Raw genomic sequence first — 15,625 nt, 5'->3', positions numbered from 1 at the left:
TTACCCGAAATCAGGACACGGCAGTGCCGTGTCCCTACGATTAATCTGGCGTAGGGAAACGGCACTGCCGTGTCCTCGCTTATCATTCCGGCGCAGCCGGAATTGATATTAAACCCCTGCCGGAATCGGGGAAAGCGCCCGTTTCAGGAAATTAGATTAAAATAGAAAATAATAATGTCATCTACAAAATCTCTCATTTACTATGACCATACTATTTAACGTTCCGTCGATCGTCTGTTCTGGGTGCGGAGACACGATTACCAAAGCTATCAAAACTGTAGACTCCGATGCTTCTGTGAATGTAGATATCGCAGCTAAGACTGTTACGGTTGAGGCTGAAGCTTCTGAAGAATCCATTAAACAGGCGATTGTGGTGACAGGCCACACCGTCGAAGATTAATATCGAACCCAAGTGGGGGCGGGTTTAGGAGATTATTAATCTTAGGCAGAGATTATTGGTCAAACCGGCCCCCTACAGAATTTTAAATCCCTTACCAATGCTCTTGGGCCCATGCCCAACAGATTATTCTTCGTCTAAGTGTTCGGCAACTGCTCGGTAAAGTTCCAAAACGTGGCGATCGAGTAAACTATAAAAAACCTGTCTCCCAACCTTGCGGTAACTTACCAACCGCATCGCCCGCAATGCCCGCAACTGGTGCGATACTGCGGATTCGCTCATTCTCAACGCCGCCGCCAAATCGCACACGCACAGTTCGTGTTTTGCCAATACAGACACCAGCCGCAGCCGGTTCGCATCTCCCAACAGGCTGAAAAACTCTGCCATCCGCTGAGCTTTTGCGGTGTTGAGAACTTGTGTTTGGATGTCACCGGCCCGCGAACAGTCAACTAGGTGCGGTCGATCGCACGTTGGTGTATCGTTTTGTTCGCGAGTCTGACTTATCGCTCCGTTAACAGCAGAGTTGGGTGACATTTTTTCCAGGCTTGTTTTAATTCTCATTTTCATTTTAGTGCGATCGGCAAACCTCTTGTAACAAAACTTTTACATTCCCTTGACATACACCTGAATATATGTTCAGATGTTATTACAGACAAACAAACCCACCAGAAGAATCTAAAATGACTACTGCAACCCAAACAAAATGTGCGTGTCCTTCTTGCGTGTGTGTTGTCAGCCCCAGTTCCGCCATAGAAAAAGACGGCAAACAATACTGTTCCAGTGCTTGCGCCACCGGCCACCCCAACGGCCAAGGCTGCGGCCACACCGGCTGCGAGTGCCACAAATAAATATTCGGCTTCAGAAAAGGTTAATCAACCACTCTACAATCTATCTAAAGGGAGATGTGATGTTCGCATCTCCCAATTAATTGGCTTTTAGGTTAAAGAAAAGTTAAAATATAGGTAATTTAAGGTTAAGACTGCATTAATATACTAAGTACAGAAGACTTAGTACAGAAGACTAAGTACAATTGCTCCTTGCGGAATATAATAGAACTAAGTTAGCGCCGCAATACTGAGTACAAATAGTGCTATTAGCAGCAGAGACCTAAGCAAAAGTTGAATACCAAAAGTTTAATTAGGAGGGAGCAATGAAAGAGCGGGAAGATTTTTTACATCCTCGCAATCGCTACTACGGTGATTTCACGCCAGAAAACTTGGCGTTTAATGCCAACTTGCAGGAATTTGCTCAGAAAATAACTTACATTTGCTCGCTGGAAACAGGCGGCAAAATTAGCTCTGAGAAAGCCTATAAAGATATTAAGGCGCTTTGGAAAGACTTAAAATTATCTAAGAAGCAATTGGGAATTGGCCAAACACCCCCCAGCACCGATGGGGAAAATACACCTTAAATAACAATCTTGTAGGGTTCCCCTCACCAACATCTGCAACTGACATCCAGAGTATTTGTAAACCCGCCCCTTAAATAACAATAAATAACAATCTTGTAGGGGCGGTTTCACCAACATCTGCAACTGACATCAAATCCGGCTGCGCCGGAATAATCAGGACACGGCAGTGCCGTTTCCCTACCGCGATCAATTGTAGGGACACGGCATTGCCGTGTCCTGATTTCGGGTTATATTAATTCCGATGCAACCGGAATTGATATGAGATCCAGAGTATTTGTAAACCCGCCCCGACTCCACCGTACAAAGTCTATGGTTTGGGAGTTGGTGTTGCTTCTGGTGCAAAAAAAGTACAATTGCCGCCGAGGCCAGAAGTAATCGCGCAAGTATTAGTTTTCAGCATTCCCTCATAGGTATCAGCACCTGTGCCGGCGCCGCCCAACTCGTCGCTGTAAAGTTCTTTGTCCGAAATTTTGACATTTGCCTCCCTCGCTACAGTCTCCATTAACTTCGGATTAGTTGTCCTTTCTGCAAAAATTGTCGGCACTCCTGCAGTCTTAATTTCTGATGACAGTTCGGCTATTCTGGCTGCTGTGGGCTGTTCCTCTGTTGTCACACCCTGCAAAGCTCCAACAATCTCCAAACCGTAAGCATCAGCATAGTAACTCAGAGCATCGTGAGTTGTTACTAACTTGCGTTTGTCCGCCGGAATTGTCGCAATTTGATCCTTAATCCAAGTATCTATTTTTTGCAAATTATCCGTTAATTTAGCGGCATTGCTGGTATAAAGTTGAGCATTGGCGGGAGAAAGTTTTTTCAATTCATCGCGAATAGTTTCTACCATACGGATGCCATTTTGAGGATTGTGCCAAACGTGAGGGTCGGGAACTTTTTCGCCTGCTGTATGGGGTTTCCCTTCCGCCTTTTCTTCGCGATCGTGTTCGTGTTCGCCCATCAGCGGTTTGGGAACTGCGAGTTCGTGTACGGCGATTTTGGGCGCGGAATTGGTACTGGATTTAATTAACTTAATGATGCTGGGTTCGTGGTTGTAGCCGCCGTATAAAATCAAATTCCCCGTTTCAATCGCTTTGCGGTCTTCCGGCTTAGTTTGGTAGGCGTGGGGGTCGTCTCCGGGCTCGATCAGACAGGTGGTGTCGATCGAACTTTGAGCAATTTCTTTAGTGATGTCGCAGATCACGCCAGTCGTGGCGACGACTTTGGGCAAGTTGGCGGCCGGACTGGCTTGAGTTTGAGTGGCGGCCGGACTCTCTGGCGCCGAATTGCTGGCGTTCTGTCCTCCACTGCACCCAACCAGTCCGCAGCCGATCGCCAAAACAGCCGCACTGCACAATCTGCCGGTTTTTCCAGCCAACTTCTTTAACATTTTCACCTTTGGAACGATAATCGTTATTGCTTTTTTGAGTTATCCTATTCTAGTAGCTACGAACAAGAATCGTTCTCAAAAGCTTGAATTATGCTAGAAGTGCAAGACTTGGCTGTCAATTATCGCGGAATTTCGGCCCTCAACAGCGTGAATTTCCAGTTAGATCCCGGACAATTAACTGGTGTGTTCGGCCCCAACGGCGCGGGGAAAAGCACGATGGTGAAAGCGATGCTGGGATTGATCCCGGCCTGTCGGGGTTCGGTGAAATATCAGGGGCGGCTGCTGAAGGAACAGTTGTCGCGGGTGGCTTACGTGCCGCAGCGATCGCAAATTGACTGGGATTATCCGATTACTGTGTGGAATGCGGTGATGATGGCGCGAACCGTCCAGACTGGTTGGTTTCGCAGTCCCTCTCGTCAGTCGCAAGAATTGGTCAAAGCTGCTTTGCGGAGAGTGGGAATGTGGGATTTGCGCGATCGGCAAATTGGCGAACTTTCCGGCGGACAGCAGCAGCGGATTTTCTTAGCAAGGTCGATCGCCCAACAAGCCGATTTATTCTTCTTCGACGAGCCTTTTAACGCGATCGACAAAGCAACAGAAGAGATTATTTTCGATATTTTTGCCGAACTAAAAGCCGAAAATAAAACATTGCTAGTAATCAGCCACGATTTAGGGGAAACTTTAAAACAGTACGACAATTTATTGTTGCTCAACAAGCAGTTAATTGCGACTGGTTCCTGCCGGGAAGTCCTCACCGCTGCTAATATTCAAAAAGCCTATGGATACGATTTAAGTTTAGTTTCTGCATAAGAGAAAGCCAATTAATTTTTAACCCCAGATATACGCAGATGAACGCGGATATCTGTATTATGCCCAGGACACGGCAATGCCGTGTCCCTACCCGTTAGTAAACAAAATGGAATTATTTCAACTTTCTGGTGTGCGCGATTTCCAACTTTACTCTTCATATCAATTCCGGTTGCACTCAGACATGATAGCAACAGAGGACACGGCAGTGCCGTGTCCCTACCCCTAAATAATCATGAGCGCTCGCGACAGATGTAGCTATCGCGCGATTAATTGTAGGGAAACGGCACTGCCGTGTCCTGATTTCGGGTAATATTAATTCCGATGCTACCGGATTTGATATCAGTCCGCGGAGGCGGACTTCGTTTGTGTAGGCGCGGTTTCAACCGCCGACTATTATCAAGGAAATTCAATGTTAAACCTACTAATTGAGCCGCTAAAATTCGAGTTCATGCGAAATGCGATCGCCGCCGGCATTTTGCTAGGAATTGTCTGCGCCGTTGTCGGCTCCTATTTAATTGTACAGCAAATGGGAATGATGGTTGACATGATTGCCCATTCGGTATTAGCAGGACTGCCAGTTGCTTTTTCTTTAGGTTTCAATATTTCGATCGGCGCGTTTATCTCGGGAATTATCAGCGCGGTAATTATGGCATGGATTCAATCGCAATCGCGCCTCAAAATTGATGCAGTTATGGCATTAATTTTGTCTACATTTCTAGCAATTAGCGTCACGCTAATTAGCCTCTTGCGGACGACAAAGTTAGACTTAGACGGGTTTCTGTTCGGCAACATCCTGTCAGTTGCACCCGCTGACGTGCAGCAGACTTTCGCGATAACTTTGATTATTTTGGTAGCGGTTAAAGTCTTTTACAAAGAATTGCTATTCTATACTTTTGACCCGCTGGGGGCGCAGGCTAGCGGTTTGCCTGTAAACTGGATTTATTTGGGGATGATTTCGGCGATTACGCTGACAATTGTGGCGAGTTTGCAAACTGTGGGGGCGCTGTTAGTAATTTCGCTATTAATCGGCCCGGGAATTACGGCGTATTTGTTGGTAAAAGAGCTGCATTTAATGATGGGATTGGGAGCAATTATTGGGATTACCGCTAGCGTGACAGGGATGTATCTCAGCTATTATTTTAATATGCCCTCTGGTGCGGCAATTGTGTTAGTTGTTTTTGGGTTATTTTTAGTAGCTTTGCTGTTCAGTCCCAGTCAAGGAATTTTGACGAGAAAGAGAGGATAGTTACCCGTAGGGACACGGCAATGCCGTGTCCCTACAAGGGCTACTTACTTAGCTTGACAATAGCTTTCATAAACGCCATCAAGCAGTAAGTTAAGAGCAAAAGTTGCTTTCTCGGCGGCTACCAGCGCTTCCTGTTTTGCTTCTTCAGTTTGGCAAAGCTGCAACAGCGCTTCGCGGGTGGCTTGCGAGTGGAACTCGTCGGCTTTTTCGTGGACTTTAAAGAAAGACAAAGCCGCTTCTGAATCAATGCCGTAAAATTCCTTCAAACCAGCTATTTTGGTTGTAGAAACTTCGGGGATTTGCGCTTCGTAAGTGTAAAGGGCGGCCAAACCTTTGGCGGGAGATTCGCTGCGCGCCAAGTCTTTGAGAATGCGGACGGATTCGCTGGTTGTTTCTAAGTGTTCGCGATCGAGAACTGCGTTTCTGTCTAGACCCAAACCTTCGGCAAAGCGCAGCCACAGTTCGGGGTGATTTGCAGCGCCTCTCTCTTCTTCTATCAGGTTTTCTAGCAGCATTTGACGAATTTTGATGTCGTCGCAGGCGGCGTGCGTAGCGCTGACGTAGGTGGGGAAGTTGTGGACTTGCAGGTAGTATTCTTGTGCGTACTCTTGCAGCATTGCGAGGTCGAGTTTACCTTCGTTCCACATTTGGTAGAACGGGTGTTTCAGCAGGTGGTTTTGGTCGAGAATGGTGTTGAGTTGTTCGAGAAATTGCTGTTGGGTCATAATTGTCGATCGCCTTTGAGGATAGTGCCTAGCTAGAATGTTATAGTAATCTAGGATTTTGTAAAGATCAAGTTTTCAATTTTTATGTTTTGGTCAAACTGGTGCGATCGCCCGTTATGCCAACTTAGTGCCGCCCAAACCCTTCGCCTCGCATAGATTTCGACCAAACCAGCAATTCGCCGCCGCATCCGCCCCCCGCGAGAAATTGGCCGTCGGGATGCCATGCGAGACAAGAAAAACCGCCCTCTGCACCTTCTAGAATTTGCAGCAATTGTTTTGCTTCGCACCACAAACAAACTTGACCGTCTGCGGCTGCGGAAGCTAATAAAAATGTGGTAGGTTGAAAGGCGATCGCACTTACCACATTTTCATGCACTTCTAACGCCCAACCTTCCCAACCGACACTTTCATCAGCGCCTCTTTCCCAGACGGAAATGCCTTGAGAACTCGAAGCAGCTAACAAAGGCGCACCCAAAGAATTAGTTCGATCCGACCAAGCTAACTCGCGAACTTTCCCAGGAAAACCCTGCATTACCCACGGTTGAGAAATGTTAATAAATTGTTCGCTGTAGACTTTAAGGGCGGGTTGTAGGAACCATAGACAAAATAATACTTGCGGGCTATCATAAATCAATCTATACATTTAATCTAAAAAACACTATGACTCAGCTATCAGAAAAGCGAAAAGCGCTGCGGAGTAGAATCTCTCCCGAACGGATTACACCACCGTCCGAATTAGCAAGGCGCGAAGCAGAAAGAACTGAACTCCGTTTGCGCGGTCAAAAAATATTTGAGCGAATTCGCCCAGAACTGATCGGCGAGTATTACAATTGGTTTATTGCGATCGATCCGGACAGCGAAGAATACTTAATTGACCCTAAACTGTTAGGCATTGTTAAAAAAATCAAGGAACAGTATGGCGATAAAAGCTGGATGTTGACAATGTTTCGGCTCAATGAAACAGGAACTTGTGGCAGTATATGATATCAGGTTGGTTTGGGGAAAATGGACAGTTATTTTTTGAAATTGAATTGATTACATCTAATGGCGAGCGGTTTCCTGTTGAAGTGCTACTAGATACAGGTTTTACCACAGGTTTTATAGCGATTAATTCTCAAGACTTAGATGGTTTAAATTGGTCTTTAATTGTCCGAGAAATCGAGATGCAGACAGCGCGGGGAGATGCTTTATTTGACCTCTATGAAGGTCGAGTCATTATTGACGGTCAAGAGTTTATCGTTCCTGTTCATGTTGGAGAGGAACTCCCGGAGATTTTAATCGGTTCGCAATGGTTAGATATGATGCAGCTAGTTGTTAATAAACCGATCGGCATTTTGACGTTAGACACAGTATCGAGTGCAGAATGATTGCAGAACGATCGCCCTTTTTCACAAAAAAGCGATCGCCCGCATTCAACTACAAGAATGACTGTATTTTAGCAGAGTCGAGTTCCCGACCGATAAACACTAATTTGGTTTGCCGGATCTCCGAAGGTTGCCAAGGGCGATCGTAAAAATGTTCGATCCGCGAACCCACACCTTGCAACACCATCCTCATCGGTTTCTTGGGAACAGCCACAAACCCTTTAATCCGATAGATTTCCTCTTGCTGCATCAAGGATTGCAGTTTTTTTACCAAATCTTCAGGTTCAAATTCGCGATCGGCAACAAAGAAAGTCGAGTTAATATCATCATCGTGTTCGTGTTCCTCCTCAGTGTCGTGGTGACTCGGGCGAGACTCCAAATCATCCTCAACCGCCGCATTAAATCCCAATACCACATCTGGGTTAATTTCGCCACCTTTGCAGGGAACAATTTTCACACTCGGACGCAACTCTTGCTGCAACCAGCTTTGGACTTTCTGGTGAGTTTCCGCATCCACGCGATCGACCTTCGTTAAAAGTACCATATCGGCACAGGCTAACTGGTCTTCAAACAATTCCTCGATCGGAGTTTCGTGATCTAAACTAGAATCAGCCTGCCGCTGTGCCATCAAAGCATCGATATCGCCCACAAAAGTACCGCTAGCAACCGCTTCGCAATCGACAACAGCAACCACACCATCTACCGTCGCACCGGTGCGAATTTCCGGCCAGCGAAAAGCTTGAATCAAAGGTTTAGGAAGTGCGAGGCCAGAAGTCTCAATTAAGATACAATCAATTTGTTCTCTACGCTTCAACAATTCCTGCATAGTCGGCAAGAATTCCTCTTGAACAGTGCAGCAAAGACAACCATTTGTTAGTTCTACAATATTGTTGCTGACATTTTCTTCTTCGTCGCAAACTTGGCAATCGCGCAGCAGTTCTCCGTCGATACCAATTTCCCCAAATTCGTTAACCAGAACAGCAATGCGGCGGCCTTGATTGTTTTGCAATAAGTGGCGAATTAAGGTAGTTTTGCCGCTGCCGAGAAAGCCGGTAATGACTGTAACAGGAATTTTGTGCATTGATAATTTTGTGCTTATTTGGTGGTGGGATATCTCGTTCCCAGGCCCAGCCTGGGAATGCCGATCTAGAGGCTCTGCCTCGCTGAAATAAAGGAGCGCTTTTAATACGAGGCATAGCCTCTGCGTATGCGTTACCAGGCCGATATCGTAGGTGACAACTTAATACTGAAACCTACAATAAAAGTCGCTTTTAGGCGAAGTCTAGATCCCCCTAAATCCCCCTTAAGAAGGGGGACTTTGAGAATATTTCTTGTCCCCCCCTTATTAAGGGGGGTTAGGGGGGATCTAGATTTCAATAAAAACAATAGAGACGATCGGTTTGACGTTAAGTTGTCACCACTGGGCAAAGCCTGGAAGGAAAAAGCTTAATTTCCCAGCGGTGGAATCTTTGCTAAAATGCCTTTTTTCAGAGCTTGAGGACGCTCAGACCAAGGCAACAAACCGTCCGATTTAGCATAGTATTGACCCGCGCATTCGAGTACAGCTTCCGCACTTTGCGGTTCATTTGCAGGCAAATCGCCAAACAGATAAGTGTACTTCCCAACAGCAGCAAAAGACACCGCACAAGAGTGACTGCAAGCACTCATGCACTCAACTTCCCGAATGTCAAACTCATCGCAAAATTCCCAATCTTTAGCGAGTTGCGACAAGTCTTCCATAAATTGTTGACCGCCGCTTTTGCCTTCGCGCTTGCCGTTTTTCCAAACACTAGCGCAAGCAGTGCAAACAAACAGACTGTGCTTGGTGGTGCGTACAGCCGTGTTAATTCCATCCATCATCCGTACCTCGCAGATGCGTTCAAAAGTGAGTTAGATATCGGCGGGCATTCTGACTTGAGAAACCACAAGGGTTTCATTACAGTTGCGGGACAGCGCCGGACTTGCACCGAACTTTCCCCGTTTCCTCTAACGGCTGCTCCCCGCTAGAACCGATCGCGAAATCACATCATACCGCACTTGCCGCCTTTTTTCAAAAAAGTTATGTTGGTAAGAGCGATCCATCCCAAAAAAAATAACTCTTTGTGGAACAGGCATCTTGCCTGTTGCTGACAGGATCAAAACCCATCAAAAAAAAATAACTCTTTGTGGAACAGGCATCTTGCCTGTTGCTGACAGGATAGAAACCCATCAAAAAAAAATAACTCTTTGTGTAACAGGCATCTTGCCTGTTAATGACGGGCTAGAAGCCCCTCCCACAAGAACATTACTACAAACTATATGAACGCCTTCCCCGATTTTTCCACTGACGGCTATCAGATTGAAAAAGAACTCGGACACAACAGTCTCGGCGGCCGAGTTACATACTTAGCGAAAAATACGAATACTCAAAAATTAGTTGTAATTAAGCAATTTCAATTTGCTCAATTAGGTGCTAGCTGGGCAGAATACGAAGCTTACGAACAAGAAATTAAAGTTTTGCAAAAGTTGGATTTCCCAGGCATTCCCCGCTATCTCGATTCTTTTCAAACTGACAGCGGTTTCTGCATGGTGCAGGAATACAAAAATGCCGAATCTGCTGTCGCCCGGACTTTTTCGCCGCCGGATATCAAGCAAATTGCGATCGCCACTTTAGAAATTATAGCTTACCTGCAATCCCAAAAACCGCCCGTAATCCACCGCGACATCAAACCAGAAAACTTGTTAATAGATGAGGAACTCAATGTTTATTTAGTAGACTTCGGTTTTGCTCGGCTAGGAGGTGGAAATATCGCGGCTAGCAGCGTCGTCAAAGGCACGATGGGATTCATGCCACCGGAACAAATGTTCAACCGAGAATTAACCAAAGGCTCGGATCTTTACGGCTTGGGGATAACGCTGATTTGTTTGTTAACTGGGACAAAATCTGCGGATGTCGGTAATTTAATTGATGCTAATTATGGCATTCATTTTCGGCATTTAGTACCGCCGTTGCAGCAAGGTTGGATGAATTGGCTGGAAAGGATGGTAGCGCCGAGATTGCAAGACAGATATCCATCGGCGGCTGATGCTTTAGCTTCACTAGAATCTTTGGATGTTAGGCGTTTACCTAAAGTGAGAATTGAGCGCGATCGCATTCAATTCACAGCTACTGAATATGGAGAAATCTTAACACAAACTATTGCAATTAGCAACCCAATTCCCCACACAATGCTTTGTGGCAGGTGGGAAGTCGCGCCGCATCCGAACGATCCGCCCCACACGCCCTACGACCACTCTTGGATCTCCTTTGAACCGCAGGCATTTGAAAGCAATGATATCGAGTGCAAAATCGCAGTCGATACGAGCAAATTGCTGGCAATTCAAACTTACAACCGCCAAATCATCTTGCGCGCAAATTCTGAACCCGAAACTCATACAATAGAATTGCAAGTCACAACAGCATCCCTGCCCGTACCGCAAAAAACTAATTTTTTGTCGGTATTCAGGCTGACTTTTATGTTCTGTTTGATCTTAGCAACTTTTATGTGCTGTTTGCTGTTCACAGTTTTTATATTTTGCTTGATTGATTATGATTTCGCCGATCCGCAGGTTGACATCTTTTTGTATTCTGGGACTACTACTATCCTGCTCCCCATCGGTTTTACGAGTGGCTTCTTGGGATTTCTAGTCGCCGAAATCGCCCTTACAGCCCAATCAAACAAATATGATTTTAATTGGTTTCTAGCTTTATGTGGAGGGTTAATAGGATTGATTTTTTCTGGTTTTATTAGCAGCATATTCACCAGTATTCTTGTTAATATCGCGAAGGGTACGATCGATTATCAATTAATAAATTTTGTGTATGCTGGGTCAGTGCTGGTTTCGATCCCAGTAACTTTACTTGCCGCCTTAATACTAGGACGAAGGATTACGAATTCTACGATTGAAAATGTTACGATAGTAGCAGTTATTATGCTGCTTTTCTCATTTTCATTGTCTACTCAGACCTTTAGAGTCGTCTTGATTCTAGCGCTGGCATCCCTGATTTACAAAATAGTCTATTCGGTATTTAACAAGCTGATTGACCAGCAGATAGCCAGACAAATTCTTGAAGTAGATGCTACCAAAAGAGCTTTTCTTACTGCGGGATTTTGTATGAGTTTGTCTGTAGCATTTCTTCTGTTCAGAAGATTAGATTTTCCCTTAAAAGGGGTTGAAACAAGAGAAATATTAGTTGTAGGAGGAACGATAATAACATCTCTAGCCGTCACTGGAATTCCGTTAATTGACTCGCTCGTTTTTAAACCAAAAAGAATGCTTGCCAACTATCGCAAATCCAGACCAAATTTAATTAAACCGTAAAAACTTGTTCGCAGCAAGGACTTTCAACCTCAATGACTGAAGTCCTCACTAAAAACCTTACCAAACATTAAGAGTCTGCTTTCCTGCCTGTTGTTGGCGGATTGTTTCGAGAGTTCGCTTTAAATCCAACTCTTAAAAACCTCGCTATTAACTATCACAACTCTCAACCACTAACTATCAACTATCGACTATCAACTATTTACCTATGAATGCTTTTCCTGACTTTTCCAACTACGGCTATCAAATAACCCGCGAACTCGGACACAATCGCGCTGGCGGTAGAGTTACTTATCTCGCTACCGAAATTAATACCAAACGTTCCGTCGCCGTCAAACAATTTCAATTTGCCCAAACAGGCGCTAATTGGGCTCAATATCAAGCGTGCGAACAAGAAATTCAGATTTTGCGAGAACTCGACTATCCTAGCATTCCCCGCTATTTAGATTCCTTCCCAACTGCATCGGGTTTCTGCATGGTGCAAGAATACAAAAATGCCCCTTCCTTGGCAAATTCTAACCGCTGGAAGCCCGAACAAATCAAGCAAATTGCTATCTCTGTTTTAGAAATACTCAAATACCTGCAAAATCGGGTTCCGCCAGTCATCCACAGAGATTTAAAACCAGAAAATATCTTAGTAAATGACCGGATGAATGTCAGCCTTGTCGATTTCGGATTTGCTAGAATCGGCGGGGGAGAAGTGGCCGCCAGCAGCGTTGTTAAAGGCACTTTGGGCTTTATGCCGCCAGAACAAATGTTCAATCGGCAGCTAACTGTTGCATCGGATTTATACAGTCTCGGCGCGACGCTAATTTGCTTGCTAATCGGCATCAATTCTACCGAAATTGGCAGCTTGATGGACGATACGGGGCGGATTAATTTTAAACATCGTTTGCCACAGCTAACTCCAGAATTTCTTGACTGGTTGCAAAAAATGGTGGAACCGAATTTCAAACACCGCTATCCTTCCGCAGATGCGGCCTTAAATGCTTTGATTCCCCTTGAAGTAGTTCAGCAGCGTAACAACTTAAAAGCGGTATTGATATCAGTCGGAGTATTAACAGCAATTTCTGCTATTTTTATTCCGCTTTTTGGGAAATCTCCCGAACCTCAAACAGCAGTAGATATCAAACGAGTAATCAACTCAGCAAATTTGAACCCTAAGATTCAAGTAATGTTAACTGACGAATTAGAATCAACGAAACTTAGGGATGTTTGGTCTTTGAAGCAAAACAAAAAAGTCTATTTTGCTGTAAGTGCTGCTAACTTGCCAGAAGGAGAATATAGAAGTTATTGTAAGGTTATCAACCCTCAAGGACAATTCGCAGCCCAAAGTCAATCTGATTTAAAAACGACGGGCGATCGATTAAATACTTGGTGCTGGTACAATTTTAAACAAGATGACAAACCTGGCAATTGGCAGTTTCAATTTTACTTAGACGGTCAAAAAGTGACGCAAAATAGTTTCAAGGTCTTACCTTAACGTTCGGGCTGGCAGTTAATTTCTTTTCCATAACGTTGTTCCGGGCTGGCAGTGAATTTCTTTGCCGTCAAAAGTTGGCGGACTCCAAGTTTCTGCATAACTTGCGTTCTCCCGATCGCTCTCGCATATAGCACTAATAGTTATTATTAGATTGCTACCCTTTTGTTTGTAAGCAAATACTGCGCCAGTGTAGGATTTCCCGGGGTTCCTATCAGTAGGTTTGGCGATCGCGATCGCGCTTTCAAATTGTGCTGGTTCGCGGTGATTGTGCAAAGTTTGAACCGGGCCCATTGATGAGACGATCGTGTAATTATATTTCTTGGTCTGTTCTTTAAGTCCAATACCCAATTTTGCAATGGAATCGCTAAATTGACCGTATTCTCCATAGTAACCGTGCTCCCCTGTATTTTCTACATAGTAAGCTTGTTGCCCTATATTGATGAAATGAATATATTGTTTTGCTTCTGAGAATTTCGGATCCCTGGAGATGAAAAGTTTATTGAGTTTGAAATCGTAAAATGACGCCATGATGCCAGCCACAAGCGCGCTGTAAATTGCAATCCTCGGGAGCAAACTGGATACTGGCAATCTCGATTTTTTACTCGCTTTAGCTACATTGACTGACATTTTTTTAACTGTCATAAAGTAAATCTGCCAAGCTTGTAGGGTGCGCCACAAGCACCCTACAGATTATAAATTATGCAGTTTCGTGCTGTTTGTGCCATGCGGGATGCCACAGCAATTCAGCAGTCGATCGCTTCTCCACCATTTCAGGAGTAATCGTACAGTGAGCCACATCCTTGCGAGAAGGCAACTCGTACATCACATCTAGCATTAACTCTTCTAAAATGCTGCGAAGAGCTCTGGCGCCGGTTTTGCGTCGATAGGCTTCCTGGGCGATCGCCCGCAGCGCTTCCGGCTGGAATTCCAACTCCACGCTGTCCATCTTCAAAAGCTTTTGATACTGCTTTACCAGCGCATTTCGGGGCTCGGTCAATATCTGCATCAAAGCTGCTTCATCCAGCGGCGAAATCACCGTCACCACCGGAATCCGCCCGACAAACTCAGGAATCAAACCAAACTTGACTAAATCGTCCGGTTGTACCTGCTGCAAAATATCTGCCGCCCGCTTATCTTTCGCCGGCAAAGTCGAGTTGCTGTCGCTTTCTGCTGGCTGAATAAAGCCCAAGGATTTTTTACCCAAACGCTGTTCAACTATTTTTTCCAAACCGACAAAAGCACCGCCGCAAATGAATAGAATTTTGCTCGTGTCAACTTGAATAAAATCTTGGTAAGGATGTTTGCGGCCTCCTTGCGGGGGAACGTTAACCACCGTTCCTTCCAACATTTTTAGCAGCGCTTGCTGCACTCCTTCTCCTGATACATCCCTGGTGATCGAAGTGTTTTCGCTTTTGCGAGCAATCTTGTCAATTTCATCAATATAAATAATCCCGCGCTGCGCCGATTCGACATCAAAATCCGACATTTGCAACAGCCGCAGCAAAATATTTTCTACATCGTCGCCGACATAGCCGGCTTCTGTCAGCGTCGTCGCATCGGCTACCGCAAACGGGACTTCGAGCATTTGCGCCAAACTTTGGGCTAACAAAGTTTTGCCGCAGCCTGTCGGCCCGACTAGCATGATGTTGGATTTTTGCAGTTCTACATCGCTGTCAGGGGAAGACTTGCCGCTGTCTTTAGCTTGGTCTGCGCTCAAGCGCTTGTAGTGGTTGTAAACTGCTACAGAAAGGACTTTTTTTGCTGAATGCTGGCCGATGACGTGGTTGTCTAAATGGTGTTTAATGTCTGTGGGTTTGGGAATTTGAGCTAATACGATTTTCGATTTGTTCGATCGACCCGGGCGTCGCGTTCCTTGTCCCTGAGACTCTCGCACCTCTGACTGGGGAACCTGTTGACCAATTGTTTTGCTGGAGTCAAAGAACTCCTCTTCTAAAATTTCATTGCACAGTTCCACGCATTCATCGCAAATGTAGACGCCGGGCCCAGCTATTAACTTGCGGACGTACTCCTGCGACTTGCCGCAAAAGGAGCATCTGAGATGGGAGTCATATTTTGACATATTTGCCTCTTACTTTACGGTTGCAGTTGCCTGTTTTGACTGGGGAAGTTGCAGCGGGATCGATCTTAGCCTTGCCCTAGAAAGGTTTCCCGATCGGACACCAAAACCAGTCTGTCGATTTTAGATTTTAGATTTTAGATTTTAGATTTACTCCACAGATGAATTTTGGAGCTGAACTAGGGTCTAAAATTTGGGGATCTGCACGACTTAAGTCGGGGGCTTGTCTCCGTTTTTTGGCGGAGTTAAGCTTCGCGAGCTCTATTTCTAACTTAACACTTTTGAGGCCTTAGTCATTAGTCGTTAGTCATTAGTCATTGGGAGCATGTCACTTTTGCGATAAGTATTTATACTTGTGCAGTTTTTCGAGGTCTACCAATTAAGCCATTTAAG

At 45.2% G+C, this 15,625-nt stretch carries 17 protein-coding genes and 1 riboswitch; of the genes, 9 read left to right on the top strand and 8 right to left on the bottom strand.

The window, feature by feature from the left end:
* The first annotated feature begins 202 nt into the window (after positions 1-202).
* The gene (locus QUA02_RS30755; protein ID WP_333033391.1) at positions 203-400 is read left to right on the top strand and encodes a heavy-metal-associated domain-containing protein; all 198 of its coding nucleotides are present in this window, start codon (positions 203-205) and stop codon (positions 398-400) included.
* A gap of 123 nt (positions 401-523) precedes the next feature.
* Here QUA02_RS30755 and QUA02_RS30750 read toward each other — a convergent pair whose 3' ends face one another.
* Entirely contained in the window at positions 524-931 is a 408-nt protein-coding gene (locus QUA02_RS30750; protein ID WP_333033389.1) for an ArsR/SmtB family transcription factor, read from the bottom strand.
* Between the two features lie 146 nt (positions 932-1,077).
* Here QUA02_RS30750 and QUA02_RS30745 point away from each other — a divergent pair, with 146 nt between their 5' ends.
* Positions 1,078-1,245, top strand: a complete 168-nt coding sequence (locus QUA02_RS30745) for a metallothionein (RefSeq protein WP_333033388.1) — start codon at positions 1,078-1,080, stop codon at positions 1,243-1,245.
* Between the two features lie 302 nt (positions 1,246-1,547).
* On the top strand, positions 1,548-1,808 hold the full coding sequence (locus QUA02_RS30740; RefSeq protein WP_333033387.1) for a DUF7219 family protein: 261 nt from the start codon (positions 1,548-1,550) through the stop codon (positions 1,806-1,808).
* 307 nt (positions 1,809-2,115) lie between these two features.
* Here QUA02_RS30740 and QUA02_RS30735 read toward each other — a convergent pair whose 3' ends face one another.
* Positions 2,116-3,189 (bottom strand): metal ABC transporter solute-binding protein, Zn/Mn family, encoded by a 1,074-nt coding sequence (locus QUA02_RS30735; protein WP_333033385.1) that lies wholly within the window; start codon positions 3,187-3,189, stop codon positions 2,116-2,118.
* 90 nt (positions 3,190-3,279) lie between these two features.
* Here QUA02_RS30735 and QUA02_RS30730 point away from each other — a divergent pair, with 90 nt between their 5' ends.
* The gene (locus tag QUA02_RS30730; RefSeq protein ID WP_333033384.1) at positions 3,280-3,999 is read left to right on the top strand and encodes a metal ABC transporter ATP-binding protein; all 720 of its coding nucleotides are present in this window, start codon (positions 3,280-3,282) and stop codon (positions 3,997-3,999) included.
* Between the two features lie 409 nt (positions 4,000-4,408).
* A complete protein-coding gene (locus QUA02_RS30725; RefSeq protein ID WP_333033383.1) occupies positions 4,409-5,245 on the top strand; it encodes a metal ABC transporter permease in 837 nt (278 codons plus the stop codon).
* A gap of 44 nt (positions 5,246-5,289) precedes the next feature.
* Here the strand turns inward: QUA02_RS30725 and QUA02_RS30720 are convergent, their stop codons facing one another.
* Together QUA02_RS30720 and QUA02_RS30715 are read right to left on the bottom strand one after the other, a co-directional pair.
* Positions 5,290-5,970: a CADD family putative folate metabolism protein gene (locus QUA02_RS30720; RefSeq protein ID WP_333033382.1), complete on the bottom strand. Its 681-nt coding sequence runs from the start codon at positions 5,968-5,970 to the stop codon at positions 5,290-5,292.
* A gap of 124 nt (positions 5,971-6,094) precedes the next feature.
* Positions 6,095-6,502, bottom strand: coding sequence for a WD40 repeat domain-containing protein (locus QUA02_RS30715; protein WP_333033381.1), 408 nt, complete (start codon positions 6,500-6,502; stop codon positions 6,095-6,097).
* Positions 6,503-6,630: 128 nt separating this feature from the next.
* Here QUA02_RS30715 and QUA02_RS30710 point away from each other — a divergent pair, with 128 nt between their 5' ends.
* Together QUA02_RS30710 and QUA02_RS30705 are read left to right on the top strand one after the other, a co-directional pair.
* On the top strand, positions 6,631-6,954 hold the full coding sequence (locus QUA02_RS30710) for a hypothetical protein (protein ID WP_333033380.1): 324 nt from the start codon (positions 6,631-6,633) through the stop codon (positions 6,952-6,954).
* Entirely contained in the window at positions 6,951-7,337 is a 387-nt protein-coding gene (locus QUA02_RS30705) for an aspartyl protease (RefSeq protein WP_333033379.1), read from the top strand. The genes QUA02_RS30710 and QUA02_RS30705 overlap by 4 nt, the downstream gene beginning before the upstream one ends.
* Before the next feature lie 49 nt (positions 7,338-7,386).
* Here the strand turns inward: QUA02_RS30705 and cobW are convergent, their stop codons facing one another.
* Positions 7,387-8,415 carry a cobalamin biosynthesis protein CobW gene (gene cobW, locus QUA02_RS30700; protein ID WP_333033378.1) on the bottom strand — a complete coding sequence of 343 codons (1,029 nt, stop codon included), beginning with the start codon at positions 8,413-8,415 and terminating at the stop codon, positions 7,387-7,389.
* A 365-nt stretch (positions 8,416-8,780) separates the two neighbouring features.
* The gene (locus tag QUA02_RS30695; protein ID WP_333033377.1) at positions 8,781-9,194 is read right to left on the bottom strand and encodes a DUF1636 family protein; all 414 of its coding nucleotides are present in this window, start codon (positions 9,192-9,194) and stop codon (positions 8,781-8,783) included.
* 22 nt (positions 9,195-9,216) lie between these two features.
* A riboswitch (cobalamin riboswitch) is annotated at positions 9,217-9,363 on the bottom strand.
* 269 nt (positions 9,364-9,632) lie between these two features.
* Here QUA02_RS30695 and QUA02_RS30690 point away from each other — a divergent pair.
* On the top strand, positions 9,633-11,675 hold the full coding sequence (locus QUA02_RS30690; protein WP_333033376.1) for a serine/threonine protein kinase: 2,043 nt from the start codon (positions 9,633-9,635) through the stop codon (positions 11,673-11,675).
* Between the two features lie 205 nt (positions 11,676-11,880).
* A complete protein-coding gene (locus QUA02_RS30685; protein ID WP_333033375.1) occupies positions 11,881-13,155 on the top strand; it encodes a serine/threonine protein kinase in 1,275 nt (424 codons plus the stop codon).
* A gap of 15 nt (positions 13,156-13,170) precedes the next feature.
* Here QUA02_RS30685 and QUA02_RS30680 read toward each other — a convergent pair whose 3' ends face one another.
* Both QUA02_RS30680 and clpX read right to left on the bottom strand, forming a co-directional pair.
* On the bottom strand, positions 13,171-13,797 hold the full coding sequence (locus tag QUA02_RS30680; RefSeq protein ID WP_333033374.1) for a type IV pilin-like G/H family protein: 627 nt from the start codon (positions 13,795-13,797) through the stop codon (positions 13,171-13,173).
* Between the two features lie 55 nt (positions 13,798-13,852).
* Positions 13,853-15,235 (bottom strand): ATP-dependent protease ATP-binding subunit ClpX, encoded by a 1,383-nt coding sequence (clpX, locus tag QUA02_RS30675; RefSeq protein ID WP_333033373.1) that lies wholly within the window; start codon positions 15,233-15,235, stop codon positions 13,853-13,855.
* Between the last annotated feature and the right edge of the window lie 390 nt (positions 15,236-15,625).

This window comes from Microcoleus pseudofavosus SVA1_A4, assembly GCF_036700565.1.
Classification (GTDB): Bacteria; Cyanobacteriota; Cyanobacteriia; order Cyanobacteriales; family Microcoleaceae; genus Microcoleus.
This window is presented reverse-complemented; position numbering and strand designations above follow the sequence as displayed.

Bases quoted from the DNA above. Each gene is read 5' to 3' on its own strand.
- QUA02_RS30745 (WP_333033388.1), top strand. From the start codon at position 1,078: ATGACTACTGCAACCCAAACAAAATGTGCGTGTCCTTCTTGCGTGTGT.
- QUA02_RS30720 (WP_333033382.1), bottom strand. From the start codon at position 5,970: ATGACCCAACAGCAATTTCTCGAACAACTCAACACCATTCTCGACCAA.
- QUA02_RS30715 (WP_333033381.1), bottom strand. From the start codon at position 6,502: ATGCAGGGTTTTCCTGGGAAAGTTCGCGAGTTAGCTTGGTCGGATCGA.
- QUA02_RS30695 (WP_333033377.1), bottom strand. From the start codon at position 9,194: ATGATGGATGGAATTAACACGGCTGTACGCACCACCAAGCACAGTCTG.
- QUA02_RS30730 (WP_333033384.1), top strand. From the start codon at position 3,280: ATGCTAGAAGTGCAAGACTTGGCTGTCAATTATCGCGGAATTTCGGCC.
- QUA02_RS30725 (WP_333033383.1), top strand. From the start codon at position 4,409: ATGTTAAACCTACTAATTGAGCCGCTAAAATTCGAGTTCATGCGAAAT.
- clpX (WP_333033373.1), bottom strand. From the start codon at position 15,235: ATGTCAAAATATGACTCCCATCTCAGATGCTCCTTTTGCGGCAAGTCG.
- QUA02_RS30705 (WP_333033379.1), top strand. From the start codon at position 6,951: ATGATATCAGGTTGGTTTGGGGAAAATGGACAGTTATTTTTTGAAATT.
- QUA02_RS30735 (WP_333033385.1), bottom strand. From the start codon at position 3,189: ATGTTAAAGAAGTTGGCTGGAAAAACCGGCAGATTGTGCAGTGCGGCT.
- QUA02_RS30710 (WP_333033380.1), top strand. From the start codon at position 6,631: ATGACTCAGCTATCAGAAAAGCGAAAAGCGCTGCGGAGTAGAATCTCT.
- QUA02_RS30755 (WP_333033391.1), top strand. From the start codon at position 203: ATGACCATACTATTTAACGTTCCGTCGATCGTCTGTTCTGGGTGCGGA.
- QUA02_RS30740 (WP_333033387.1), top strand. From the start codon at position 1,548: ATGAAAGAGCGGGAAGATTTTTTACATCCTCGCAATCGCTACTACGGT.
- QUA02_RS30750 (WP_333033389.1), bottom strand. From the start codon at position 931: ATGTCACCCAACTCTGCTGTTAACGGAGCGATAAGTCAGACTCGCGAA.
- QUA02_RS30690 (WP_333033376.1), top strand. From the start codon at position 9,633: ATGAACGCCTTCCCCGATTTTTCCACTGACGGCTATCAGATTGAAAAA.
- QUA02_RS30680 (WP_333033374.1), bottom strand. From the start codon at position 13,797: ATGACAGTTAAAAAAATGTCAGTCAATGTAGCTAAAGCGAGTAAAAAA.
- cobW (WP_333033378.1), bottom strand. From the start codon at position 8,415: ATGCACAAAATTCCTGTTACAGTCATTACCGGCTTTCTCGGCAGCGGC.
- QUA02_RS30685 (WP_333033375.1), top strand. From the start codon at position 11,881: ATGAATGCTTTTCCTGACTTTTCCAACTACGGCTATCAAATAACCCGC.